The following is a 23,604-nucleotide window of genomic DNA, read 5'->3' as shown; positions in this document are numbered from 1 at the left end:
AATTATGGAAAACAAAACTTTATTTGCTACAGCAGTGGCAGTGCTGATGCTGTCCGGTTGCGTCCAAAAAAACACTGCGCGTAATTGTGATCAGGCGGTTGAAGTGGCCTACCGATTCACTGAGCACGCTATTTCAATGCGCCCGCAACTGGCTTACGCCCCGGTACGAAATGAGGCTGATAGCGCTTTATTCTGGCTAGCCTGTCGTGATGGTCTGCAAAAGGGGGCCGCACACGACAATACCCGTCTAATGGCAATGCAGAATTATATTTCGAATGCCGTAGTACAGCCGGGGATATCTATCGAAGATGGCCGTTATCTGATTAACGACATGGCAATATTTTTAGCGCATCAATACGGCTTTGAATCTGCGAGCAGTTAATGAGTAGTCATTATTCGTAGTGAGGACTATTAACAGCAATCCATCTCATTCAGGTGGCGAGCTAAGGAAACGAATATGAAAACATATAAATCGATAATTCTGGCCGTCTGGCTTTGCTTATCCGTAATCCCCTTGTTGGCTATGGTAGGGGCGTATAACGGCGGTTATCTAATTGCCCTACTGCTCCTGGCTGGCGTTGGTCTCTGGTTCAACTGGAAATATGCCGCAGGTGAATGGCCGGAAATGAGTTACTGGAAAGCGTGCGGCATCGCGCTGGGGCTGGCAGCTGTTGGTCTGTATATCAGCTTTATTTGCATGGCTGAACAGTACCAGCGGAGTGTTGGCGTAATTGCGGAAATGCTCCTGGATTACTCGCCGCAGGTCTATTTCCAGCCGCTGATCATCACGCCGATTTCGCTATTGATCTGGCGCTGGTTATTCAAAGAGCCACGCACCGCACGCCTCGAGATGGCTAGCATGTCTACAGACGTCGAGAGCGCGTAAAAGATTCGACCTCTTCTGTCCGGGAGGTCAAAGGTTCGCCACCGATGACGGCGAAAACAGAGTGTTGATTGAGTTGATAGCGCGTTGCGCGCCCTCCCCCAGAACTGAGGCTGGGGAGGGCATTTTTTTAAAGGATTCGCACTATATGTTCTGGACTTTACGCCGACGAGAAAAATGACAAATGAAACGAGTTAAGATTTGGGCGATCCATATCGCAATAACCCTGTTCATGGCGATTGGCGGCATGGGCGCATGTCAGATATTTTCGATCGAGCATCCTGACGAGATGCCATATGCCGCCGCTGCGGGTTGTGCGCTGGGCCTTGTACTTTGTTATTTCATGTTTTGGCAGGGAACCCCGTTAAATCTGGAGTTGCAACCAACTCTTGAGGAACTGATTGAGGACGGAATTCCCGACCTTTACGAAGAGGATTGGGATTGAGATATCAACGATTAAGTGAGTTCCTGGTGAACCGTGTCCTGTTTTTTTTGGGAATGGCTGTCAATGGCACACAACTACGATCAGAGTCATTGCGATGCTGTATCAAGTGGAAAGGCTACATGATTAACGTGATTACAACCGCCGCGCTGATGGTGGCTTTTTCCCTGACTGGCTGCACCGCACCGCAGAAAGACACGCCGATCTCGCAGCTGAATCAGTTTCGTGAAATCCGCACCCTCTATAACAGTGCTTACCTGCGCTGTCATGAAAAGGTGCGCGAGAAGTATTACTCCCGGCTTGTTGGTGAAAAACTTGTGGAAGGTGCAGAACGCGAGGCCGTTTCACATGCGTACTACACTGAGCGTCGTGTTTGCACGGACAATTACAACCGCAAGATGCAATCCCTTGTTGATGCTCAATCACCGGAAGTTAAGGCGTATTTCGAGCAGCGCCAGACTGAGCAGCACAACCAAATTATTGCTATTGAAAAAGAAGCTAACCGCTAAGGCCTGACTATGAAAAAAATGATTTTATCGACGCTGGTACTGGCAGTTATCGCAGCTGCACCAGTCCACGCTATTAATGCCAAGTACCGCGAGCAACTGGAGCGCTCAGGCTGCACCCAGATGAACGCCGGATCCACCTGCGATATCAATAAAACCCCGGCCCAGAATGCCGTAGCGGAGAAAAAGAGCAAGGACTTCACCAAATTCAAAGGCACTTACTCAGTGTTTGCCGCGAACGGCCAGCGTCTCGGTAATCGGGTCATTGTCGTTAAGCCGCGCGAGGTTCGTTACAAAGGTCAACTGGTAGAGCTTCCACGCGTGATTAATGGCGTGCTGTTGTTCAGCGTCGACCTGACGCAATACTCAATCACGGGTACACGCGGAAGCGAACTGGGTACCTGGCTGGATGACCGCACTAATACTGGCGGCACCATTGGCTATTAACCGTGAATCAGTATCCTGAGATGCATATGTTTGTTTATTGGTGGATTATGCGTTTGTGATTGTTCGGGTGCTGAATAATGAAAAATCTGAATGTCCGCTCCTGGCACAGAGCGGACATCACTGTTTTGCGGCCGCTGCAGCAACGTCGATTTATGTGCGCCCTAAGCATGCCTTATTTGTTTAAGAATGACTGAACCGCGCTGGAGAACCGTTCTGGCCGATCAAGCATGATAAAGTGAAAACTGTCATCGATTCGTGTGAAATGAATATCTGACGCATTGGTATAGGCTCGACGGTACATTTCATCCACGCTGGATGCAGGCACCCCGAATAAGGCGTCATACGCATAAACGATCTCAATCGGTGCTCTGATGCGGTCAAGCTCGGGGCGCAAATCGGTAATCATCAATTCATAGACAGCATCTGCAAGGGTTCTGCGATCGGAACTGAGCCCTGCAGCCAACAGTGCAGGCCTCACCGCCTCGGTCTTAGCTAAACGGGCTATGGATGTTTTCTGAAACGCTACAAATTCTTCCGGCGATTGCGCCAGTATCCAATCTCTTGTAGCAATAGCACGCTGAGAAGCTGATTCGCTGGTCGCCGCAGGGTCAATCATTAACATATAGAACGGCAAAGCATCGACAATCATTAAGCGACCGACCAGGTCAGGATGCTGTGCCCCCAGCATCAATGCAATCTCCCCGCCAAGAGAGTGGCCAATGATCGCAGGAGCTTTGATGTGTTGGGTGCGGATGTATTCAGCGATGGCGTCAACTACCGGAGCGATGATCTTCCCGTCCCGGTGGGAAATAGCAGGTGTACTCGCAAAGCCCGCGAGTTCTAAAATGTGAACGCGATGGTTCAGCTGTAAACCTGATGCTAAATCGGTCCAAATTCCTCGAGACGACGCCAGCCCTGGGATCAATATGACATCTTTTCCTGAGCCTTGTGTTTGAACGGACATAGGCTGCAAGTTTGGATATTCTGATGATATGGACAAAGATTGAGCTTTGGATGTTGGGATGAAGACAGACGTCAATAGAAAAGCCCCTCCGAGCATCGCACGAATATTTTTGGTATACATCAAATCTTCCTCTTTAAGCCAGCCGGTTAAAAAAGAGCGGGACCCCGCGCTCGGCCTGATTAATTGCCCCACTGAGTGCTTACGCAGAAGAACGGGGCAACATCTAAAAATAACTGCTCCACGCCCTGCGGCAATAGAGGGCCAGAAGCAGACCTGCTAGCCTCAAAAGGCCAGGTAGAGTGAGTGTTTAATTAAGATCTTTACTTAGAGTAAGCTGTAAATACCCGCGTTCCAGTAACCACTACCCTGGCGACGGCACTCTTTCCAGCCTAACGATATGAGTTCCTTTGCAATCAGCCGATTCATCACCCCATGACCCATGAGCAGCACAGGTCCATTTGATACTTTTGCAGACATGACCAGGATATCCGCAGCCTGAACGGCGCGTTGCTTAGCTATTCCCAAGGACTCTACATTACGGGAGATGCCACAAAGCCACATCACGCGGAAGAGAGATGCCCAGACGATGGGGGATAACCTAAAAGCGGGCATCCCGAACAGGGGCAAGTCAGCTTCCCTGAAGACTTCATCAATGATATCCGGTTCACGTCCTAATGCCTTCAGAGATGAAAGCGCTCTGGGAAGAGGACTGCTTATGATGTGCAATGCGCTGGATGCTAATGCTTTACATGATTGCGGGGGCATATCGCTGCCCGTAGCAGAGAGATCATATTGTGAAATCCATTCGTTCATCTCAAGGCTCGTTACCCTCGAAGAACCTGTAAATGACGGCTTTCCATGACGCATCAAAATAATTTCCATAAAGCGCTTTGTTCTTGTGATCCTTTTGACGCCGATAGACTAACGCGATGACGGCAGGATGCACTACCACCATATTTAGGGTTGACCCTGGATGCTTAGATAACGTGCCAGATGAAGATCATTGTGCGCAGATACAGATAGAGTGATACAGCCCGTACAGTCGCTTTTCGCTCACAGCAGACCTTCAGCTCAGTTAGCTCGTCCGCTTCGTGCCAGGAGCGGACATTGAATTAATGAGAATAAAATCGAAGCAACAGCGCCGGTTAATCGGGTTTGTACGTATATTTATGAGGACTGTCAGCCCATTGGTGAACTGTTTTTTGTCGGGTGATTTCTCTTTATGCAAAGCATTAGCAAAGCAGCACAACACACTGATAACAATGGAACAAGCAGCGTCATTTTAAACCCTGCTACTTGCGCCATCAGACCGGCAATACCATTGCCTGACATCATGCCTGTGCGCATGGCATTGGAGTGAAATGCTGATGCGAAGCCGCTACGTTCAGGCAACGCGTCCTGAATAAGAGAAATGCCCAAGCCAACAAAAATACCAAAGAATAATCCGTTAAAAAGTTGCAGGACAATCAGTTCGGTCATGTTAGTGGCCAGCTGAAGCAGGCTGTAATAGACGGCAGCAAAGAGAAATCCGACCATAATCAGTGGTTCTTTCCCTGTTTTCTCTGCCAGATGAGCAGCGGCAAGCATAACGGGAATCTCCATTATCGCGGTTGCACCCAGCAGAAAGTCCGGAAACGAAGCGGGTAAATTAAGCTCGTGTACCAGGTAGAGCGGCATAATGGTCAGGTACATGTTATTGGATAAATTTGCCAGCATCATTACTGCGCCCAGTGCCCAAATCATACCCGTGATAGGGGCTTTACTGGCTTGAGTTGTTTCTGTTCTGCCTGTACTGACAGTTTTTTTATCCTTCGAAAGCAGAAACTGGCTTGCCAGTAAGGTTATGGCCGCAAGCAGGGCTGAGGCCAGAAAATTAAAGGTGAAGCCAAATCGGTCGGCGAAGACAAATGCCAGAGCCGGTCCGGCAATCCATACAATTGACACGCCTGAACGCATTTGCGTATTGAGTCGCGTAGCGTTAAGCCCCGCCGACAGTGAATGCTTTCGGATCATCGACAGGAGTAACGGGATAGACGCATTGCCTGGCCCCATCAAGAAAATGCCGATGGCCAGAGCCTCGACAGGTTCACGACAGAAACTGAAGGCTAAACCCGCCAGAAAAAGCGACGTAACAGAAATCATGAAAAGTTGCCTGACTGGATGTCCCTTATCTGCAAGAGATCCCATCAGCTGGCTGAAAAACAATCCTGACAGGGCAAACCCCAGGCTGTAGAAAGTGATAAAAATCGGGCTAGCATGTAACCCGTTTATTAAAAAAGACTCATTACAGGCAATATGAAGGCATATGAAATGGCGGTCATTACGTTTATGAGGAACAGCCGCCCAGTGATTCCGGAAAAAAAAGCCATAAATAACAACATCTCCATGTAAGGTAATCTTCTTTTTAACACGGAAACGTCTCAGGATAGTCCACTATTTCACTTCATATGAGGTGTGATGGTTTTGGGCTCTTAGCGCTTTGTCAGAAGATTTGTGTCCAGCTCCTTAGATACTCTGACTGAACATCCGCTTCTCGCTCAAAGCGAGACCAGACTGTTGCAAAAAAACCGGGCATCACGCCCGGTTCTGTTTCCAGCCTAAAAAATCCCTTACGAACTCAATCCGCGATTCACCAGCATCGGCTCAATCTGCGGATCGTGCCCGCGCCACGCGCGATAAAGTTCAGCTAAATCAGCGCTATTCCCGCGCGACAAAATCGCCTCGCGGAATTTCTGCCCGTTTTCGCGGGTCAGGCCGCCCTCTTCTACGAACCACTGATAGCCGTCATCGGCCAACATTTGCGTCCACAGATAGGCGTAATAGCCCACCGCATAGCCGCCTCCGAAGATATGGGCGAAGCATACTATTCAAATGGCATTTTTACTTATTACAAACAAATAGTTAAGTTGCATTCGGAGTGTTGATTTGCACCATTTCAGCTACCAATACAACTCCATGCTATTCAGTAGGTTGCATATCGTTTTGGGGAAGAATCTCTTTCAAAAATGCTCCATCACCCATGAAAAACGCTCGCATTTTGTACAATCACTAGCTAAAAACCGCTTAAGGGGTATAACACGACACAACACGTAAACTTTGCGTAGCTCCATCAAAAAATTAAGTCTTCCACTTCACTGACACATCCATCTTGGCGGCAATACTACTTCCAATTCGTTGTAGGACCTAAGGTGCGTACCGCTTTTGAAAACTATAGGCTTTATGTACGAGCGGTGAATGTTATACATTGTCTTAACTTTGTGAAGTAGTAACGGTACAGTCACTGTATCTTCAGGTAAGCATGTGTTTTGTACATAAAAAATGACATTTTTTAATCAATACTGTTAAATATCCTAGAGGCGTTATGGTTGATCATGAATTTGATTATATAGATTTTTTGGTATCTACTGGACTGCAGCGTCAAAGCGCCAATAGTTACAGACGTTATTTACTGTCTGTATCAAGCTATCTCAATATAGATATAAATAGAATAACAATTTCCTCTAAAGAGGACGTCACTAATATCATCAATAAATTATCAGGGGGCTATTATGCAGATAGTTATGTAAGTAACTGTGGCACAGCCTTAAGACGATACCTTGTATTTCTTAATAGTAACCTTGACGACTTTCATTATCCAGAAGAAATACCTAACAACTCAGAATACATAGAAGGTGCGAAAAAACAAGTACTCGTGAACTCATATGAACGTGACCGAGACGCAAGAAATAAAGCAATTGAAATCCATGGATTAAATTGTTCCGTCTGCGATATGAACTTCGAAGACACTTATGGAGAAATCGGAGTTGGTTTCATACACGTACATCACTGGAAACCACTGCATGAAATAAATGAAGAATATCGTGTGAATCCTGAATTCGATTTGATTACTGTATGTCCTAACTGCCATGCCATGCTTCATAGACTTAAAAATAGGCCATCAAAAAAACAACTTAAAAATTTAATAAAGAAAAAATAATCTAAATTTAGTTCTTCGCTTGTATAGTAATATTAAATCTCATCACCGAAGACCGCCTGATCACCTTTTCATAGTGATCAGGTGCGCACTGCTTCTTACACAGGAGAATCATCGTCAGCATCCGTACTGTTGATGAAGAACGTCACCCTGCCCATGACTTCGACTTCTTCCGCCGCGGCCCCCTCGATTGCCTCGCCGTCGTCCGTGATTAACGCCTTACCTCTGAAAATTGCGAACTGCGTTCGCCCACCTGACAGGATCAGTAGAGTCTGTCCCTGCACCAGTCTGGTGGCAGGCTCGATCACCGCAAATCCAGACGAGGTTTCGAGGATGCGGCTGTCGATGCCTATATTGCAGATGGTTTCAGGTGAGAGCCTGCGCTCTACGTAATCGCCTGCTGGCGACACGAATCCCATTACAGAACCCTCCCCATGTTGCGGAGCATCCAAAGCCGATTCTCGCTATGGTCCGGAGTCTTGTCGACGAAGAAATCCTGATACCGCTCTATCCAGTCATTGGCGTCGGCCTGGCTGAAATGCCAGTTTCTCGCGCGCAATTCACGGATGAAGTCATCCGTGCGTAACCACTGGTAGCCTTTAGGGTTTTGCTGTATTGCAGCGACAAATGCGCTGTGAATGTCTGATTTGCGGGGCATGATCTGCACTCCTTTTACTGTTTTTATATACAGTGGTTTTAAAGCGAGTGCAGATCAATGCGGCGACACCTATCAATGCCGCGGACAGGAGTTAAACGGCGGCGACAAAATATACGGCGGTGCAGGCCAGAACCGGAACGAACCAGTCGAGAATGCTGGGTATATTCCATGCTCGCCTGTCGAACCCTCCCCACCACGGCATGTTGGCGCGCTTGCCTCCGCCGAACTGAGCGATCCAGCGATACTCGGCTTGGGTGTGTTCGCGGGCAATAAACCACATGCAGCCTATCGCACCACCTGCGCCCCACATTCCGAACTTGAGTCCAACAGCACACTGCAATACCACAGCCGCAACAGAGTGCCACACCGGAGAAAAATCTTTCATACCCTATCCTTTTCTCACTCTTCAATACCTAAACGGCTGGAAACCTCAGGCATTACAGTCACCTGGAGGGTCTTAGATCCAGATGTGTTCGTAATCAGTATATTGATGCTTCCCGTAGTGCTCGCATTATTAGATACGGTTAGCGCCTTCGCTAATGCCATGCTGCGATGCAATTTCACGGAGGGACATCACCCCGGCCCGGTAAGCCGATTCGATAGCCTCCCAGTCCGGTTTGCTCATTCGTTACTCCGTTCTTTCTTCTGCCAGGTTCTTTGCCTTCAGGTAATCGAAGGTCATGTCGAGAAGAAGAATGCGTAGCGCGTCCTCTTCTGATAAGCGTGGACTTAGCTGGCCCGCCCTTCTCTGCAGCTCTTCAAGCACTTCTTGAGAGCGTGCGACGTGATCTTTCATATCAAGGATTATCGTGATTTGGTGGATGTCGGACATAAAGCCTTATTATCCCCTTCGTGATTGCAAAAAATGGCTGTCATTTTCTGATCTATTAGCCATGCTCACAGCTCAACTATCGGTTTCTCACCCCAAAATTATGGAATATGATTACACCTTGAAAAATCGGGGTTTGGTATGAAACATAGGCTAAGTTTTAAACTTTATTCTCTCATCTATTTCGTGATCGCCATCTCAGCTGGGATGCTATTCCTCATTGTGTTTGCCGATTTTGTTATAGGTGACTGGATGGATGACATCTGGCATGGAAAAGCTTCCATCAGTGACTATATTAACTTGCGCTTACATGTCATAGCGATCATGGTTGGCTACGGGACTTTCGCTGGGCTTGTGCTTTGGTTTATGTTTTGTCGAAGATTGAATATCAAATAATACCTGCATTTATCCCTTGGAAGGGAAATCAAAGGAGTTATGCGCTAGCGGTAACCGTAACAGCCACGCTCATGCCCTTTAGTTCGTCATCCCGGATCGTCTCTGCTCCCCGCTGGCTATAACCAGTACCTGACTGGCGACGGCCTCAAACCTGCCTCAGCGGCCGGCATGGTCGCGCGTACGGATATTTGAGCCATACTTACAACAGTCGCATTTTTCTTTTTGTTGGTCTAACAGAGGAGGAATGTATGCAGTTAGTAAGTGAGAAGGGTGTCGTGTCTTCCCGGGATTTAGATTTTCTTGCCAGTAGCTTTGCCCGGATGCGCTTGCAAGGCCGACACCTCTGCACGGATGCTATTACCGGCAACATGGAAGAAGACTGCCGGCTGTGGTTTCTTAAACGTTATGACTTTTACGTTGAACAGCTAAAAGAAAAGGAACTGCAGTAGTAAGCACAGGCCGGGTGGTGTCAGCTGCCCGGCATTCACTTCGAAGTAACGCGTTATACCAGGCCTGCCTCTTACTTAGCCATTACGATGGGTCTGCCCATGGTGATGGCAATACAAAACCGCCCGTAGGCGGCTATGATTTTCAATGTGGAAGGGGAAAGAGAGCTATTCTCTATCTCGCGCAAACCCGAAGAGCAAGGCAACGAGGGGGATTAACGCCCAAGTCATGTCAGGAAACCAGAACTGTATGAATGAACCTATCGTGATGAGTAAGTAGGCCGCACCCATTTTTTTTCCATACCAAGACATGGGCATCGTCACCTCACTTATAAATACCCTCAAATCTGGCCTTAGAGATGTAGGCCAGATGTGTATTCCCACCACTCCTCATGCTCTGAAGCCGTGGTTTAATTTTTACAAATCCTTCAAGCACCGCTATCACCGCGCCTGCAGTGACTGTTTCAAGGACATGTGGAGTACTAAAAGCGCCCAAAATTGTCGCAATGCCAGCTCGCATGTCTGTTAAATCGAATTCTGGAGAGATATCAAGATCAAACTTGATAGGGCTGCGCCAACCTTCAGCATTTAATTTTTCTAAGTCAGTAATTGCTCGGGTAAGTTTCGAGAATTTTTTAGCTGCCTGTAAAGAAGGATCACCTGAGTTGATAATTTCGAAGTACAAATCATCGCAATAAGAGTGCAAAGCCTGAAGTTCATCTGCTCTTCGGGATTTGAATTCTAATATATCGTGCAGGTGCACCTCTGTGCTTGGGACAGGTAATAAATTCTCAAGCTCCAATCTAACAGTTTGCTTTGAGATTGAACCATCGGCTAACAACAGGGACTGATCACCAGTCTGATGAATGCTCCATACTGTTGTCTTATCCTTTTTCCTCAGGTAGTCAGCCAGGCGCACTTGGGACTGTAGGTGAATTTTTGGGAACTGTTCCGCATCAAATTCATTTCCTATATTAACCATAGGGCGAGTGAGCAACCCCGCCTCCTCAAAATCCCTTTCTTTTGGAAGATCTATGACAAAAAGACAATTTTGCGGAACTGATATTTTATCCCAGTACAGAGCAAAGTAGTTAAGCTGCAGGGCAGATAGCATAGCGCCGGACGTAAAACCACCCGCTTGCTGTTTGACTTCATAGGGTAAAGCAACCACGCCTCTTTCCATGACTACCTCAGAGTTATCCTGTCTAAGTAGCCAAAATTATCATTACCTATTTTCCCGGGCAATAACATTCATATAGCACACTGCCGCTTCGTGATGTCGCTGGTATTTCCTTATTTTCGGCTCGATTTTACCGCTATTGCGATGCCCGGTATTCATTTGACTGGCAGTTCGCCTGCCACGATTTGTTGTGCGCCAGTACGTCTTTCTTCGTCTGGCGATCCATCACCTCGATGTCGTGCTCAGTGAGGCGAATGACGTTGACCCAGTCACATCCGGTGTCGATGAGTTCAACCTTTGCGGGTCCAGTTTGCGCGCAGCTCACGATCGACATCATCATCAGGCATATGGCTGTCAGAACGTACATTGCTGCACCAGCCAGCGCGCACAGCATTACGCCGGGCGTTGCCTCGGGGAACAAAGATGCGAACGTCACTCCGATAGTTGCGGACGTGACACCGCCAGCAATGGTTAGAGGTTCAGACATAGGTGGTCCATGTGTAGAGGTCGGGCTCTCGGGGTGAATTAACGACAAAACGTACTGAGGATGATCCCCGGAGCCCTGAATAAAAAAGGCGGGTTCTGGTCCGCCAATCGATGGGTGCTGCGTTGCGCTATGCGCTTATAGTCCCAGGTAGGGGTATTCAGATAAGAAAAAGCCCCGGCGTATACCAGGGCTTTGATGAAATTAAGTGATTATTCAGGGGTGGATTCCCGTCACCAGATACCCAAATGCATCCTTAATCAGCGACAAGCATTCTGTGAGTCCAATCTGAGAAATGATTAACAGAGCGATAAGAGTGCAAACCATTTGATAAGAGAATAGACGCTTCATTTTTTAACCTTACTGGTTGTTTAAGAAGTTTCTATAGTCTCATGCCGCTTTGATGCCCTAAGTCGTATACCTATACTGTTTTGCTTCTTTTGCAGATTGCATGAAAAAAATTCAAAACTGGTGCCGTTAAAAAATCAGATGCACCAGAAACGATAAAGCCCCACGGGGTTAACCGCAGGGCTTGAAACGAAGGCAGTAATCCATCGTTGGAACGAAATTAACACAGATTCGGGAAAAGTAAATAGCTCACGCTTGAAACGTAAGCTATTTCCGTGACCACTATCGCGTTATCTGTTTCAGCTGCGCTTCTGCCCAGGCTTCTTCGATATCAAATTTCGTGATCAGCAGGTCGTAAAATGGCTTAACCGATTTCTTCCAGGTATCCAGGCTAATCGCATCAGTGATCAGGCAGACGGCCGCATATGCCTCAGTCGAAGGGATCCGCTCGTACCCTCTCCCGCCGCAGCGCTTGCAGTCGGCCAGAACCGGAACACCCTGCTGATCGGTCAGTTCTTTGCTTACCGCTTTACCGCGCCCACGGCAGTCGCTGCAGGCCGCGCTGACATGGCCGGTACCATTGCATTTTTTGCAGAGCAACCAGGCGAACTCTTTGACTTTCACCATTCCAGCGACGGTCATCTTGCCTTCCGGCTTGCGGAATTTATTGGTGAATACGTCGGCCTGGATGAAGCCGGCCCCGGCACAGCAATCGCATTGCTTCACGCTGGCTGCGCTGCGCGAATAGTCCTCAAAGGCGAACGCGGCCAGCTGGCGCATCACCAGTGGCTTAACTCCGGCTTCCAGCTTACGCAGTGCGGCAACCTTATCGCATTTGGTCAGCGCGTACTCGGCCAGCAGCGCTATAGCCCGCTCCCGGTCGTTCTGGCTGATTCCCATCTTTCCGAGAAAAGCACTGTAACCCATGGCAGCGCGTTCCTGCGTCATGCCCATGGTAGCCATGATATCCGTACCGGTTAGTGAATCTGATGCTGTGGCGCGCGGGGAATCGCTAATCATCGTGGACTTTGCGAAGTGGTATTTCACGGTGTTTTCGAGGTTCATGCTGCGGCTCCTGCCATCAGGTAAATGCGAATAAAGTTACGAAAGATGCGATAGTCCACCAGTACCGTATCCGGGCGGCGATAAATGCGGAGGCGCAGCCAGCGCATGCGAAGCGATTCGATCAGTTCTGGTTTCATGCGGCCACCTGCTGCTTAAGTTCTTTGAGTTTTGCGCGGTACTCATCGCGGATCCGGATGTAGTCGTCGCGCTTCCATTTCGGTAATTTGTGCGGGCCCATCAGGACATCAAAGCGGGCCTGGCCGATTTTGGCGATCAGCGCCGGACGGTAGGCCGTCAGGTTGCCCGATAGATGGTTATTGCAGGCTGAGCATTGCTTATGACAGTTGTCTTCGTTGAAGCGCAGTTCTGGATTGGCGCCAGTCGTGCGGAAGTGGCCGGCGTGGTATTGCCCGTCATGGTAGCGGCCGCAACTGATGCATGGCTGATGCCGATCCCGGTACCGGATGAACTCGTTGAAGGACTGCTGTGCCTGGTCGCGGAAGTAACTTAACGGCTTCACTGCCTGGCGACGCTCGGCCTGCCGCGCACGCTGCTCCTTCTCCTCTTCGCGCTGGCGCTTCTTCTCAGCACGCAGAGCCTCGGCCCGGTTCTTCGCGGTCTGCGCTTTGGCAACGGCGGTGGCGCATTCGTAGCAGCAGACCACCTGGCCGTCACGAGCCGGGTGGAACCACTCACGGCAGCTCTGGTTTGCGCATTTACGGCGGGGTTTCTTAGCCATGCTCACCCCCAGACCTTTTGCCGGAACGTACGCGGCGTGGGCTCGAGGTACTTCACCTCCTGCCGCTCTACGCTGACGGTCCATGTTTGGTAGCCAGGGTTGAGGCTGCGCGTTACGGCTACGCCGCGGCGCTGGTACAGCCGCTGAAGTTCATCGGCCTGCTCGGTTGTGCATTCGGTGTAGTGGAACCATGATTTCGCCATCTGGTCAGCTCCCGAAGCTCAGCAGTTGCGCAGCGGCGTTCTCGGCCTCGCGCTGGTCCCTGAATGCGCGCGACAATATCCAGCGCCACAGAACATCGAGTGCGGCTTTGTAGAGCTGCTGAAACTCGGTCTCGTCCATGTTGGCGAAGGCGATGCTGCGGGGGTGTTTCCGGAGAGTTCCGTCAGGCAGCTGGATAGCGTCGTAGTGGCCGGATTCGATGGTTACCCAGGCACGATATGCGTCAAAAGATTTGCAGGCGCTGATGCTGCCTGTGCGCTTGTCGGCGATGCGTTCGAGATACTGCTCAGCAGCATCCAGCAGCGCGGTTTCGCTACCACCGATCGATGCCAGGAACTTCGCATATCCGGTCACCAGCTTGCGTTCGTTGGATGAGATAGCTCCGCCGGTTGGCTCCCAGTATTCGAAGCCGAGATTCAGCAGAGCGATGAAACGACGATGGAAGGCCGGATTACGGACCTGTTTGAAGTCGGCCACCAGCACGGCGCCGAGCTTGATTTTTGATTGCAGTAATTCGCTGGTCTCCGGCGAGGCGGGGATCAGGGTTCCTGCAGAATTCTTGATGAGTTGTAACTGCGCCATGGGAGCTTTCTCCGTGGCGCATCGTGGTCAGGTTACCGGTTGTTCAGGCCGATACAAACATTATGCTATTCAGGTGCTAAAAAGGTCAATTGTTGGCTGACAACTCCCTCACGATCTCGGTCAGAGTATCGTGAGTTATGACGTGCTCATCTGCCTGGAGGTGCTTGAACCCGATTTCCATACCAGCAGAATTTAACAGTACGCGTTCTCCTGGCCGGAGTCTAAACGAACACGTGGCAGAGTCATCAGAACACCGCACGAGCTTGTAAATATCACTCCCTTCAGAACTAGTTTGAGACACATCAACCCCCTTCTTTCCCACAGATAAGCCAGAAATTTATTCATTTGCAGATGCCTCACTGCACTGCTCTTTAGGCACGATAGCAAAGTCGATCTGTTTGTTAAGGGCTTAAAAATAAATAAATTTCGTGAGTCGTTTTCTCTGTCCGTTTCACATAATTTAGCATAGAAGCACTGTATGCATTTACAGTATAATTTTGTTTCCCCAAGTATGCACAAAAAGCATCGGTAGATGCAACACCATTTATCCGATTGATTTGAATAAATATTATTGCTACTCGCCGTTAAAAACTAAGCGTTACTTTTAACACTCTAAACGCATTAAACATGGCGGGGATAACTGGTTGATTCGCCGTCTTTCGTGGAGAGAGGCGCGCTGCATTTCCGCAGCACGCCGGACCTAAACGAAATCCTAAGCCGTGCATAATTTTTTTGGGGTTGGAATATTGTTACCCCTGTGTGAGCGTTTATTAATCACTTTCATAGATCAATAACCTCGTATCGATCGGTAATATCGATCAGGTGCATCAAGGTGGTTATTCAGGCGAGAAAAAGGCCTCCGGAGAGGCCTTGGCTGTCGAAATGGAGATTTCTATACCGTTTGTAAGATAATTTCTTTTAAGGGCTACAGTGCCGACTCTGCTAGTTAATATTGAAATGCGCTAATCGGCCTTTCGCACAAATATGAATTACCTGTTCATTAAATATACATATCCATTCAGGACTAGGTTGTTTTTTGCACGAATTGTTTATGAAAATTTATCTGCTAGCTTTTGCCGGCGTTCACACCCTTCTTGATGCCCTGCTTCAAAGAAGGCATCGTCCGCATGATTATATCTATCATCAAACAACGACCGAGGCACACTGTGAAAGCCAGCAGATTCACCAAGAAGAAAAGCAAATGAACCTGGCGCTATATTTTTTTCGAATTTTTTGTAAGCCCTTGCATAGGCGAAACCTGCCATATATTCATCTTGAAAAGCAATGGTTTCATCAGGTCTTAAATCATCATTCGATTCAATACCTGCGGCATAACCCTCTTCATATATCTCTGACATGTTCTTCTCTCCTATGGTCTTGAAGGTCATTGTAAATGAGACTGCAACGTGTTTCGACTATTACATATTTTGTAAATTTATTCGCTCGTGCCGGTAAGCGACACTGGTTCAGCATTGTTTCTTCACGCTAAAAAGATAGAAAAAACCCGCCGAAGCGGGTTTGATTTTTATTGTTTTGTTCTTACAGGGAACGACCAGCACTTGTAACCATAGGCGTGCGCGTCTAAGACTCTACGCTCAGAGTCTGGAGTTCCTGCTTTCGCAGGTGCTCTACGAAAACGACATTTAACCCAACGGAACCCCGGAGGAAGTGGCTTTGTAGCGATTTCTTTTAATGACATATACAGATCTCGCCCCAGGTGAGCACTTCCCTGAAACTTGATAAAAATATGGGGATCCGCTACTGTACTGTTGTCTTAGCAGTACATATTGCGGGTGCTCTAACATCCCCAATCTGGGCTCTTCCTTTGGCGAGGAAGGGCCCAAATTCTTTTTAAGACCGCACATATGCTTTCAGTACAGTCAGAATACGCTCAGCTTCTTCAGTTGTAAGGTCCGTAGGTAACCCCTGAACTGTTATCATCGTTCCTGTTTCTGGACGCACGACAATTGGCAAATTGAAAGTTTGCGCTTTTTCCCGCGCCCCTTGTTTTACCCTTTCAAGTTTCTGCTCCACAGCATCAAACCCATCAAGGTTTCCTTCCGTATCCGCCAAGTTCACGATAGTACCCACTCGCACATACTCCTCGAATTTGTTAACGGCGCTTTTGAATCGGCTTTGGTAGGTCTGGATGCTAGAGTCCCCAGGCCTAGTTGGCTGGCTCTCAACATAACTATTGATAAGTTCCTCAACGTCCAGTTTACGAACATCATCGTCATTGCGGGTGTCCACGACTGAAAGCAGAAGCAATGCAGAATTCTTCAAATTACGTGCAGTTGCCTCATTAATGAGCCCCAACGAGGGCAAATCAACAAGGAAATCGAAGAAAGCTTGAGTTGAATAATTGCGAGTCATGGCTGTATCTCAAATAACTTCATTACCCATAGTTTAGAATCAAAAGGATTGATCGATCAAATGTTTTTTCATCGATCGGTCAATCCTCTTGAAAAAAAACAAATCACCACCCATCAAAAGATCAGTCAAAATTAAAAAAAGTAACAGTTAAAATTATTTATTAATTAAAATCAACAAGATACAAAGATCATAAAAACCAACACTGATTTCAGGTGTACACAAATCAGCTGTATTCAAAATCAGTTTTGTAAGCTTTTTGCTGCAACTTAACTGATTTCCGCCCTACCACATATCCTGCTTTGATTCGAATGCATGGCCTATTTTCCTGCAAATATCACCAGACGAGAAGGTCTCAACCACATCAACCAGCAGCAGGCTTTCCAGTTCGACGATCCGCTTTGTTGCGAACTGCAGCAACTGCTCCATCAGTTCGTCTCCTTACGGGGCGCTGCTGCAATCATCGCCGCCGAGCACCACTTAGCCCGGTGCGCTGCCTGTTCGCAGCCGCTCATAGCCTCGTATGCCTCCCATGCTTCTGGATCGCGAAACTCTTCGCGCAGTTCTGCCTCAAAGCCAGCAATAATCATGCCCTCTGTTGGCTCTACCGGCACAGCCAGCCATCTCCACGTTGAGCAGCAAAAGACGGGGGCGAAACTGGCTATACCGCTCTCGTTGCGTTGCGAGATGTTGGATATCACCCTGGCACAGGTGATCAAGCGATGCAGGGATCGGGTCGTAAGCCCCTGGCTTCTTCATCATGTGACATCAAGCGGTAATGTGAAGGCAAGCGATCAGGTTGGCGAGAACAGCCTTAGCGTCTCCTTCAAGCTCGCGATTGATAGCACCGGCATTTCCGTAGAGGACGGGAAAACAATGCCGACCTTTCACGAACAGCGTTCTCTATCCGAGCGTCTGTATGAGGAACAAGGCATCAACACCCAGCAGCTACTGGGTCACTCATCAGACAAGATGACAGCGCAGTATCACAACGATCGCGGTCTCGACTGGGTGAAAGTTAAGGTGTAGCTACGTGAATAATTGGGCCGTATCCCCGTGCAAATTTCGCAGAATTTAAGGATTCATTTTGGGGAGGAATTTTGGAGGAGTTTTGGGGAAGAAAAAAACGGACAAAAAACCGGGCATTGCGCCCGGTTCTGTTCCTAGCGTGAAAAAGCCCTTACGCACTCAACCCGCGATTCACCAGCATCGGCTCGATCTGCGGATCGTGCCCGCGCCACTGACGATAAAGTTCAGCTAAATCAGTGCTATTGCCACGGGACAAAATCGCCTCGCGGAATTTCTGCCCGTTTTCGCGGGTCAGGCCGCCCTCTTCCACAAACCACTGGTAGCCATCGTCGGCCAGCATTTGCGTCCACAGATAGGCGTAATAGCCCGCCGCATAGCCGCCGCCGAAGATATGGGCGAAGTAGCTGCTGCGATAGCGCGGCGGTATCGCGGAGAGATGCAGCTGCTCGCGCTCCAGGGCTGCGGTTTCAAAGGCCTCGACATCCTCTGGCGCTTCGCTGGCGGCTAACCCGTGCCAGTTCATGTCCAGCAGCGCGGCACTGAGCAGCTCGGTCATGTCATAGCCTTTATTGAACTGGGTCGCACTGAGCATTTTCTCGCGCAGGGCGTCTGGCATCGGCTCCCCGGTTTCATAGTGGCGGGCATAGTGGGCAAAGACCTGCGGATGGCTGGCCCAGTGTTCGTTGATTTGCGACGGGAATTCGACAAAATCGCGCGGCGTGTTGGTCCCGGAGAGCGTAGCGTAACGCTGGCTGGCAAACAGTCCGTGCAGGGTATGGCCAAATTCATGGAACAGGGTGATCACATCATCCCAGGAGATCAGCGCCGGCTGGCCCTCCGCCGGCTTTTGATAGTTGCAGACGTTATAGATCACCGGACGGGTGCCAGATTCATGGGACTGTTCGACAAAGTTCCCCATCCACGCTCCGCCGCCTTTCGAGTCGCGGGCGAAGAAGTCGCCGTAAAACAGAGCCATCCCTTCCCCGTGGTGATCGAAGATTTCCCAGACGCGCACGTCAGGATGATAAACCGGGATGTCGTTGCGCTCGACAAAGGTAATGCCGAACAGCTGGGTCGCCGCCCAGAAGACGCCGTCGGTCAGCACCCGGTTGAGGGCAAAATAGGGTTTGACCTGTGATTCATCCAGGGCGTACTTCGCCAGCCGCACGCGTTCGGCATAAAACGACCAGTCCCAGGCCTGCACGTTAAATCCGCCCTGTTCATCATCAATCACCTTCTGGATATCGGCCTGCTCCTGCAATGCGCGCCCGCGCGCGGCCGGGACAATGCCGCGCATAAACGCCAGCGCGGCGTCGGGCGTTTTCGCCATCTGGTCGGCAATTTTCCAGCTGGCATAGCTGTCGAAGCCCAGCAGTTCAGCCTGACGCGCCCGCAGCGCTACCAGACGACGTACCAGCTCACGGGTATCATTGGCATCGTTTTTTTGCGTGCGCAGCCAGCCCGCGTTGAACAGATTTTCCCGGGTCTGGCGATCGCGTAGCTGTTGCAGGGCCGGTTGCTGGGTGGTGTTGAGCAGCGGAATGAGCCAGCGATCGCTAAGCCCCTTCTCCGCTGCAGCCTGGGCTGCTGCCGCCTGCTCTGCCTGGCTCATGCCATCCAGCTGATGAGGATAATCCACCACCAGCCCGCCCGCTTTATCAGCCGCCAGCAAACGCTGGTTAAACTGGCTGGTGAGGGTGGCAGACTCCGTATTAATCGCTTTCAGCGCCTGTTTTTGCGCCTCTCCCAGGCGAGCACCGGCCAGGATAAAGCGCTGGTGCAGCTCCTCGATCAGGCGCAGGGACTCTGCGTCCGGAGCCATCGTCTGCCGCGCGTGATAGACAGCATCCACCCGGGCAAAGAGCGCGTCGTTCAGCCAGATATCATTAGACAGCGCCGCCAGCTCGGTGGCGATAGCCTCCTCCAGCTGCTGCAGATAATCATTAGTATGTGCCGAGGTCATGGCAAAGAAGACGTTGCTCACCCGGCTCAGCAGGCCGCCGCTGTTCTCCAGCGCCAGCACGGTATTGTTAAAGTCAGGTGCCGCCGCAGACCCGGCGATTGCGGCGATCTCTTCGCGCTTCTGGCGGATGGCGTCGTCGAAGGCCGGGCGATAGTGGCTGTCGTCAATCAGATCAAAATGCGGTGCCTGGTACGGCAAAAGGCTGCTTGCGGTAAAGGGGTTAGTGCCAGACATATCAGACTCCTGAATACGATGAATTTCACCAGAGTAGGCCAGCCCGACAGTCGCTGCAATCTCTGTGACCCGAAGGGGGCAAAATGTCGCCTTACTCTGCGTCAGATCACATGCTATGGTAGTAAAACACAAAAAGCGTTGAGGAACAGTGAGATGATTATATTAGTTACCGGGGCGACAGCGGGTTTTGGTGAAAGCATCACGCGTCGCTTCGTCGCCAATGGGCATAAGGTGATTGCCACCGGTCGTCGTCAGGAGCGTCTGCAGGAGCTGAAAGAGGAGCTCGGAGAGAACATTCTGACCGCGCAGCTGGACGTGCGTAACCGCGCATCCATTGAAGAGATGATGGCTAACCTGCCGGCTGAATGGCGTGACATCGACGTACTGGTTAACAATGCCGGGCTGGCGCTGGGGCTGGAGCCTGCCCATAAAGCCAGCGTGGAAGACTGGGAAACGATGATCGACACCAATAACAAAGGCCTGGTCTATATGACCCGTGCCGTCCTGCCCGGAATGGTCGAACGTAACCGTGGTCATGTGATCAACATCGGCTCAACCGCGGGCAGCTGGCCTTACGCAGGCGGTAACGTCTACGGCGCGACCAAAGCCTTTGTGCGCCAGTTCAGCCTGAATCTGCGCACCGATCTGCACGGCACCGCCATCCGCGTGACGGATATCGAGCCAGGTCTGGTCGGCGGGACGGAGTTCTCCAACGTGCGCTTTAAGGGCGATGACGATAAAGCCGGTAAAACCTACGAGAACACCACCGCCCTGACGCCGGATGATGTCACTGAAGCCGTCTGGTGGGTGGCCACCCTGCCAAAACACGTCAACATTAACACCGTTGAGATGATGCCGGTCAGCCAGAGTTTTGCCGGTCTCAGCGTCCATCGCGGATGACCTTTCCCCGCCCGGCCTTCGGGCCGGGACTGGGATGCCGGGCAAAAGAATGGTAGTATTTACCGGTTAATTCTTTGAGAAATCACAACCAATGGCCGCTGAATCGCAACTCAATCCGACCCAACCCGTTAATCAGCAGATATACCGTATTTTGCGCAGCGACATTGTGCACTGTCTGATCCCGCCGGGCACCCCGCTCTCAGAAAAAGAGGTGTCGGTCCGTTTTGACGTCTCTCGCCAGCCGGTTCGTGAAGCCTTTATTAAGCTGGCTGAAAACGGCCTGATTCAGATCCGCCCCCAGCGCGGCAGCTACGTGAATAAGATCTCCCTCACCCAGGTGCGTAATGGCTGTTTCGTCCGCCAGGCCATTGAGTGCGCCGTGGTACGACGCGCAGCGAGCCTGATCGACGATCATCAGTGTTACCTGATCGAGCAGAACCTGCATCAGCAACGCATCGCCATTGAGCGCAAACAGCTGAATGATTTTTTCCTGCTTGACGACGAGTTTCACCAGAAACTGGCACAAATTGCCGACTGCCAGTTGGCCTGGGACACCATCGAGAATATTAAGGCAACCATGGACCGCGTGCGTTACATGAGCCTCGATCACGTCTCGCCGCCGGAGATGCTGCTGCGTCAGCATCTGGATATTTTCAGCGCGCTGGAAAAACGCGACGCCGATGCGGTAGAAAAAGCAATGACCCTGCATCTGCAGGAAATTGGCGAGTCGGTGCAGTTAATTCGTCAGGAAAACAGCGACTGGTTTAGCGAAGAATAATGGGTCCGCATCCCGTCAAATGCCCGGGATGCGGTAAGTTATTTAGCGCACCACTAAGACCGGAATTTTGGCATAGCGTAATACCGATTCGGCGTTCGAGCCCAACAGATGGGTCGTTACCCCCGGTTTTTTCGAGCCGATAACAATAATATCGAACTCCCCTTCGGCACCCATCGCGATAATTTCATCGCGTACGCTGCCAAAACGCACCGCGGTATGAATACGGTCAGGCGGAATATCAAAGAGTCGTTTTAACTCATTCATCTTTTTATTTGATTCTGCGGTCATGTACGCTTCGAATTTAACGATATCCGAAGAGAAGCCACGCAGCATGGCGCGACTGTTGACCGGGAGGACGTTTAACAGCGTAATTTCGGCATTATCCGCCCGCGCCAGAAACGCGGCATGACGCACAGCCTTATCACTTAAATCCATTTCAAATACATCGACAGGCATCAAAATTTTTTTATACATACGCCTTCTCCTTATATCGATAATGTTTTATTAACGATATTCAGAGTGACACGCGTTTATCAAACGAAGGTTAAACAGTAGGGTCAGGAAATAAGCGGTCTGCGTAAAGAAGTGTGCGAATAAGATCATGCCGCCGCGAGCGGCGGCATGAGAGAGCATTAGATCTGCGCGGCGTAGTGGGCAACCGTAGCTTTCGCCCCGTTCTTCAGCAACGCAGCGTAAGCACTCATCACGGCGTCAACAAACTCCGCATCCAGCGGGAGCTCCTTCCCGAAAATGGTCTCAATCCCCAGCAGGGCTTTGACGCGGCTTTCGCCTTCCGCACTGCCCTGTACCGCCGCCTGGATCACCGGCAGCAGCGGATCGCACACTTCGATAGCCTCGCCACGCTCATCGACGCCGCCGACATAGCGCATCCACCCGGCAATGCCCAGCGCCAGCAGCGGGAAGGATTTCTGATGCACCCGGTGCCAGCGCACGGAGTCCAGCATACGCTGCGGCAGTTTCTGGCTACCGTCCATAGCGATCTGCCAGGTACGGTGGCGCAGCGCCGGGTTGCTGTAACGCTCGATCAGCAGATCGGCGTAACGTGCCAGATCCACCCCGGTGACTTTCAGCGTCGGGGCCTGCTCGTTCAACATCAGCGCGTGGGCGGCGCGCCTGTAGTTCGCGTCTTCCATGCAGTCGTTAATATGCTGATAGCCCGCCAGATAGCCCAGATACGCCAGGAACGAGTGGCTGCCGTTGAGCATGCGCAGCTTCATCTCTTCAAACGGGATCACGTCAGCCACCAGTTCGGCCCCGGCTTTCTCCCAGGCCGGACGCCCGGCGACAAAGTTGTCTTCGATGACCCACTGACGGAACGGCTCGCAGGCCACCCCGGCCGGATCGCGCACGCCGGTGATCTGCTCGATTTTGCTCAGGGTGTCAGCGGTGACAGCAGGCACAATACGGTCGACCATGGTGGACGGGAAAGTCACGTTGGCCTCAATCCAGTCGGCCAGCTCACTGTTAACCGCCCGGGCATAGGCACAGGTGACATTGCGCATCACGTGGCCGTTCTCCGGCATGTTGTCGCAGGACATCACGGTAAAGGCTGGCAGTCCGGCGTTTTTACGTCGAGCCAGCGCCTCCACCACCACGCCCACCGCGGAAACTGGCTGATGCGGATTCTGCAGATCGGCGGCGATCAGCGGGTGATCCAGCATCAACTGACCGGTGGCAGGCGCGTGGCAGTAGCCTTTCTCGGTGATGGTCAACGAGACGATCGCGACCTGCGGTTCACACATGGCAGCCAGCACCGCTTCCAGCCCATCCACCTGGGCGTGTAGGGCTTTTTTCACTACCCCAACGACCCGCGCCGTCCAGGCATCGGCTGACATTTCGGCGACGGTGTAAAGATTGTCCTGGGCCTTAAGATCCGCGATCTGCTGCTCGCCGCCAATCAGGTTAACCTCGCAGTATCCCCAGTCGCTGCCGTGGTCTGCTGCCAGCATATCGGCGTACACCGCCTGATGAGCGCGATGGAAAGCGCCAAAACCCAGATGCACGATGCGCGACTGCAGGGCATCGCGGTTGTAATGAGGAAGCGTGGCTTGCGCATGTAATAACGGATTTTTCATGATAGTACTCGTTAATGTGATTAAGCGATGGATCCGGGCCGGTATTGCTGCTCCGCCCCGGCTTACTAAC

The 23,604-nt window shown here is 50.7% G+C and carries 30 protein-coding genes and 1 pseudogene; 10 read left to right on the top strand and 21 right to left on the bottom strand.

The genetic code is table 11. The annotated features are described in order from the left end of the window. Positions 1-4 precede the first annotated feature (4 nt). The 5 genes from ACP4QI_RS10240 (at position 5) to ACP4QI_RS10220 (ending at position 2,278) form a co-directional block, all read left to right on the top strand. Positions 5-382: a hypothetical protein gene (locus ACP4QI_RS10240; RefSeq protein WP_426494709.1), complete on the top strand. Its 378-nt coding sequence runs from the start codon at positions 5-7 to the stop codon at positions 380-382. A 75-nt stretch (positions 383-457) separates the two neighbouring features. After that, positions 458-886 (top strand): hypothetical protein, encoded by a 429-nt coding sequence (locus tag ACP4QI_RS10235; protein ID WP_426494710.1) that lies wholly within the window; start codon positions 458-460, stop codon positions 884-886. 181 nt (positions 887-1,067) lie between these two features. After that, complete coding sequence (locus ACP4QI_RS10230) at positions 1,068-1,328, top strand: hypothetical protein (protein ID WP_426494711.1); 261 nt, start codon at positions 1,068-1,070, stop codon at positions 1,326-1,328. A gap of 119 nt (positions 1,329-1,447) precedes the next feature. Next, the gene (locus ACP4QI_RS10225) at positions 1,448-1,834 is read left to right on the top strand and encodes a hypothetical protein (protein ID WP_426494712.1); all 387 of its coding nucleotides are present in this window, start codon (positions 1,448-1,450) and stop codon (positions 1,832-1,834) included. Positions 1,835-1,843: 9 nt separating this feature from the next. Further along, complete coding sequence (locus tag ACP4QI_RS10220) at positions 1,844-2,278, top strand: hypothetical protein (protein WP_426494713.1); 435 nt, start codon at positions 1,844-1,846, stop codon at positions 2,276-2,278. 172 nt (positions 2,279-2,450) lie between these two features. Here the strand turns inward: ACP4QI_RS10220 and ACP4QI_RS10215 are convergent, their stop codons facing one another. From ACP4QI_RS10215 to ACP4QI_RS10200, 4 genes and pseudogenes are all read right to left on the bottom strand, one after another. Next, positions 2,451-3,362 carry an alpha/beta fold hydrolase gene (locus ACP4QI_RS10215; RefSeq protein WP_426494714.1) on the bottom strand — a complete coding sequence of 304 codons (912 nt, stop codon included), beginning with the start codon at positions 3,360-3,362 and terminating at the stop codon, positions 2,451-2,453. A 204-nt stretch (positions 3,363-3,566) separates the two neighbouring features. Then, a complete protein-coding gene (locus tag ACP4QI_RS10210) occupies positions 3,567-4,124 on the bottom strand; it encodes a histidine phosphatase family protein (RefSeq protein ID WP_426494715.1) in 558 nt (185 codons plus the stop codon). 297 nt (positions 4,125-4,421) lie between these two features. Then, positions 4,422-5,468: an MFS transporter gene (locus ACP4QI_RS10205; protein WP_445730319.1), complete on the bottom strand. Its 1,047-nt coding sequence runs from the start codon at positions 5,466-5,468 to the stop codon at positions 4,422-4,424. Positions 5,469-5,851: 383 nt separating this feature from the next. Beyond that, positions 5,852-6,100 (bottom strand): annotated as a pseudogene (locus tag ACP4QI_RS10200) (M3 family metallopeptidase); the annotation flags it as partial. Positions 6,101-6,603: 503 nt separating this feature from the next. On the opposite strand from ACP4QI_RS10200, the gene ACP4QI_RS10195 reads away from it, so the two are divergent. Next, the gene (locus tag ACP4QI_RS10195) at positions 6,604-7,218 is read left to right on the top strand and encodes an HNH endonuclease (protein ID WP_426494716.1); all 615 of its coding nucleotides are present in this window, start codon (positions 6,604-6,606) and stop codon (positions 7,216-7,218) included. A gap of 95 nt (positions 7,219-7,313) precedes the next feature. Here ACP4QI_RS10195 and ACP4QI_RS10190 read toward each other — a convergent pair whose 3' ends face one another. From ACP4QI_RS10190 to ACP4QI_RS10175, 4 genes are all read right to left on the bottom strand, one after another. Then, positions 7,314-7,634, bottom strand: coding sequence for a hypothetical protein (locus ACP4QI_RS10190; protein ID WP_426494717.1), 321 nt, complete (start codon positions 7,632-7,634; stop codon positions 7,314-7,316). Next, positions 7,634-7,873: a hypothetical protein gene (locus tag ACP4QI_RS10185; RefSeq protein WP_187214467.1), complete on the bottom strand. Its 240-nt coding sequence runs from the start codon at positions 7,871-7,873 to the stop codon at positions 7,634-7,636. The genes ACP4QI_RS10190 and ACP4QI_RS10185 overlap by 1 nt, the downstream gene beginning before the upstream one ends. 91 nt (positions 7,874-7,964) lie before the next feature. Beyond that, positions 7,965-8,258: a hypothetical protein gene (locus ACP4QI_RS10180; protein ID WP_426494718.1), complete on the bottom strand. Its 294-nt coding sequence runs from the start codon at positions 8,256-8,258 to the stop codon at positions 7,965-7,967. 243 nt (positions 8,259-8,501) lie between these two features. Beyond that, positions 8,502-8,705: a hypothetical protein gene (locus tag ACP4QI_RS10175; protein WP_426494719.1), complete on the bottom strand. Its 204-nt coding sequence runs from the start codon at positions 8,703-8,705 to the stop codon at positions 8,502-8,504. 641 nt (positions 8,706-9,346) lie between these two features. On the opposite strand from ACP4QI_RS10175, the gene ACP4QI_RS10170 reads away from it, so the two are divergent. Continuing rightward, the gene (locus ACP4QI_RS10170; RefSeq protein WP_426494720.1) at positions 9,347-9,547 is read left to right on the top strand and encodes a glycogen synthesis protein GlgS; all 201 of its coding nucleotides are present in this window, start codon (positions 9,347-9,349) and stop codon (positions 9,545-9,547) included. A gap of 322 nt (positions 9,548-9,869) precedes the next feature. On the opposite strand, the gene ACP4QI_RS10165 is transcribed toward ACP4QI_RS10170, so the two are convergent. The 10 genes from ACP4QI_RS10165 to ACP4QI_RS10120 form a co-directional block, all read right to left on the bottom strand. After that, positions 9,870-10,715 carry a DUF6236 family protein gene (locus tag ACP4QI_RS10165; RefSeq protein WP_445730313.1) on the bottom strand — a complete coding sequence of 282 codons (846 nt, stop codon included), beginning with the start codon at positions 10,713-10,715 and terminating at the stop codon, positions 9,870-9,872. A 145-nt stretch (positions 10,716-10,860) separates the two neighbouring features. After that, the gene (locus ACP4QI_RS10160) at positions 10,861-11,211 is read right to left on the bottom strand and encodes a hypothetical protein (protein WP_426494721.1); all 351 of its coding nucleotides are present in this window, start codon (positions 11,209-11,211) and stop codon (positions 10,861-10,863) included. 627 nt (positions 11,212-11,838) lie between these two features. Beyond that, complete coding sequence (locus tag ACP4QI_RS10155; RefSeq protein WP_426494722.1) at positions 11,839-12,621, bottom strand: antitermination protein; 783 nt, start codon at positions 12,619-12,621, stop codon at positions 11,839-11,841. Beyond that, positions 12,618-12,758: a YlcG family protein gene (locus tag ACP4QI_RS10150; RefSeq protein ID WP_426494723.1), complete on the bottom strand. Its 141-nt coding sequence runs from the start codon at positions 12,756-12,758 to the stop codon at positions 12,618-12,620. Before ACP4QI_RS10150 ends, ACP4QI_RS10155 begins: the two co-directional genes overlap by 4 nt. Further along, on the bottom strand, positions 12,755-13,360 hold the full coding sequence (locus ACP4QI_RS10145) for a recombination protein NinG (protein ID WP_445730312.1): 606 nt from the start codon (positions 13,358-13,360) through the stop codon (positions 12,755-12,757). The genes ACP4QI_RS10150 and ACP4QI_RS10145 overlap by 4 nt, the downstream gene beginning before the upstream one ends. Positions 13,361-13,362: 2 nt before the next feature. Beyond that, on the bottom strand, positions 13,363-13,563 hold the full coding sequence (locus ACP4QI_RS10140; protein WP_392494951.1) for a hypothetical protein: 201 nt from the start codon (positions 13,561-13,563) through the stop codon (positions 13,363-13,365). Positions 13,564-13,567: 4 nt separating this feature from the next. Next, positions 13,568-14,164 (bottom strand): DUF1367 family protein, encoded by a 597-nt coding sequence (locus ACP4QI_RS10135; RefSeq protein WP_426494725.1) that lies wholly within the window; start codon positions 14,162-14,164, stop codon positions 13,568-13,570. Positions 14,165-15,213: 1,049 nt separating this feature from the next. Continuing rightward, a complete protein-coding gene (locus ACP4QI_RS10130; protein ID WP_426494726.1) occupies positions 15,214-15,522 on the bottom strand; it encodes a hypothetical protein in 309 nt (102 codons plus the stop codon). Positions 15,523-16,015: 493 nt separating this feature from the next. Continuing rightward, positions 16,016-16,537 (bottom strand): hypothetical protein, encoded by a 522-nt coding sequence (locus ACP4QI_RS10125; RefSeq protein ID WP_426494727.1) that lies wholly within the window; start codon positions 16,535-16,537, stop codon positions 16,016-16,018. 282 nt (positions 16,538-16,819) lie between these two features. After that, positions 16,820-16,963 carry a hypothetical protein gene (locus tag ACP4QI_RS10120; protein WP_426494948.1) on the bottom strand — a complete coding sequence of 48 codons (144 nt, stop codon included), beginning with the start codon at positions 16,961-16,963 and terminating at the stop codon, positions 16,820-16,822. Positions 16,964-17,122: 159 nt separating this feature from the next. Between ACP4QI_RS10120 and ACP4QI_RS10115 the strand changes: the two genes are divergently transcribed. After that, positions 17,123-17,563, top strand: a complete 441-nt coding sequence (locus ACP4QI_RS10115) for a tyrosine-type recombinase/integrase (RefSeq protein WP_426494940.1) — start codon at positions 17,123-17,125, stop codon at positions 17,561-17,563. A gap of 151 nt (positions 17,564-17,714) precedes the next feature. Here ACP4QI_RS10115 and dcp read toward each other — a convergent pair whose 3' ends face one another. Beyond that, the gene (dcp, locus tag ACP4QI_RS10110; RefSeq protein ID WP_426494728.1) at positions 17,715-19,760 is read right to left on the bottom strand and encodes a peptidyl-dipeptidase Dcp; all 2,046 of its coding nucleotides are present in this window, start codon (positions 19,758-19,760) and stop codon (positions 17,715-17,717) included. A 153-nt stretch (positions 19,761-19,913) separates the two neighbouring features. On the opposite strand from dcp, the gene ydfG reads away from it, so the two are divergent. After that, a complete protein-coding gene (gene ydfG / locus ACP4QI_RS10105) occupies positions 19,914-20,660 on the top strand; it encodes a bifunctional NADP-dependent 3-hydroxy acid dehydrogenase/3-hydroxypropionate dehydrogenase YdfG (RefSeq protein WP_142489361.1) in 747 nt (248 codons plus the stop codon). A gap of 91 nt (positions 20,661-20,751) precedes the next feature. Then, positions 20,752-21,438 carry a GntR family transcriptional regulator gene (locus ACP4QI_RS10100; protein WP_307762932.1) on the top strand — a complete coding sequence of 229 codons (687 nt, stop codon included), beginning with the start codon at positions 20,752-20,754 and terminating at the stop codon, positions 21,436-21,438. Between the two features lie 42 nt (positions 21,439-21,480). Here ACP4QI_RS10100 and ACP4QI_RS10095 read toward each other — a convergent pair whose 3' ends face one another. Continuing rightward, positions 21,481-21,912 (bottom strand): universal stress protein, encoded by a 432-nt coding sequence (locus ACP4QI_RS10095; RefSeq protein ID WP_285127717.1) that lies wholly within the window; start codon positions 21,910-21,912, stop codon positions 21,481-21,483. A 158-nt stretch (positions 21,913-22,070) separates the two neighbouring features. Continuing rightward, positions 22,071-23,534, bottom strand: coding sequence for a mannitol dehydrogenase family protein (locus tag ACP4QI_RS10090; RefSeq protein ID WP_426494729.1), 1,464 nt, complete (start codon positions 23,532-23,534; stop codon positions 22,071-22,073). Positions 23,535-23,604: the final 70 nt, after the last annotated feature.

The organism is Leclercia sp. TB492 (assembly GCF_049974505.2).
Classification (GTDB): domain Bacteria; phylum Pseudomonadota; class Gammaproteobacteria; order Enterobacterales; family Enterobacteriaceae; genus Enterobacter; species Enterobacter adecarboxylatus_C.
Note: the sequence above shows the minus strand (reverse complement) of the source record. Positions and strands in the feature narration are given on the sequence as shown.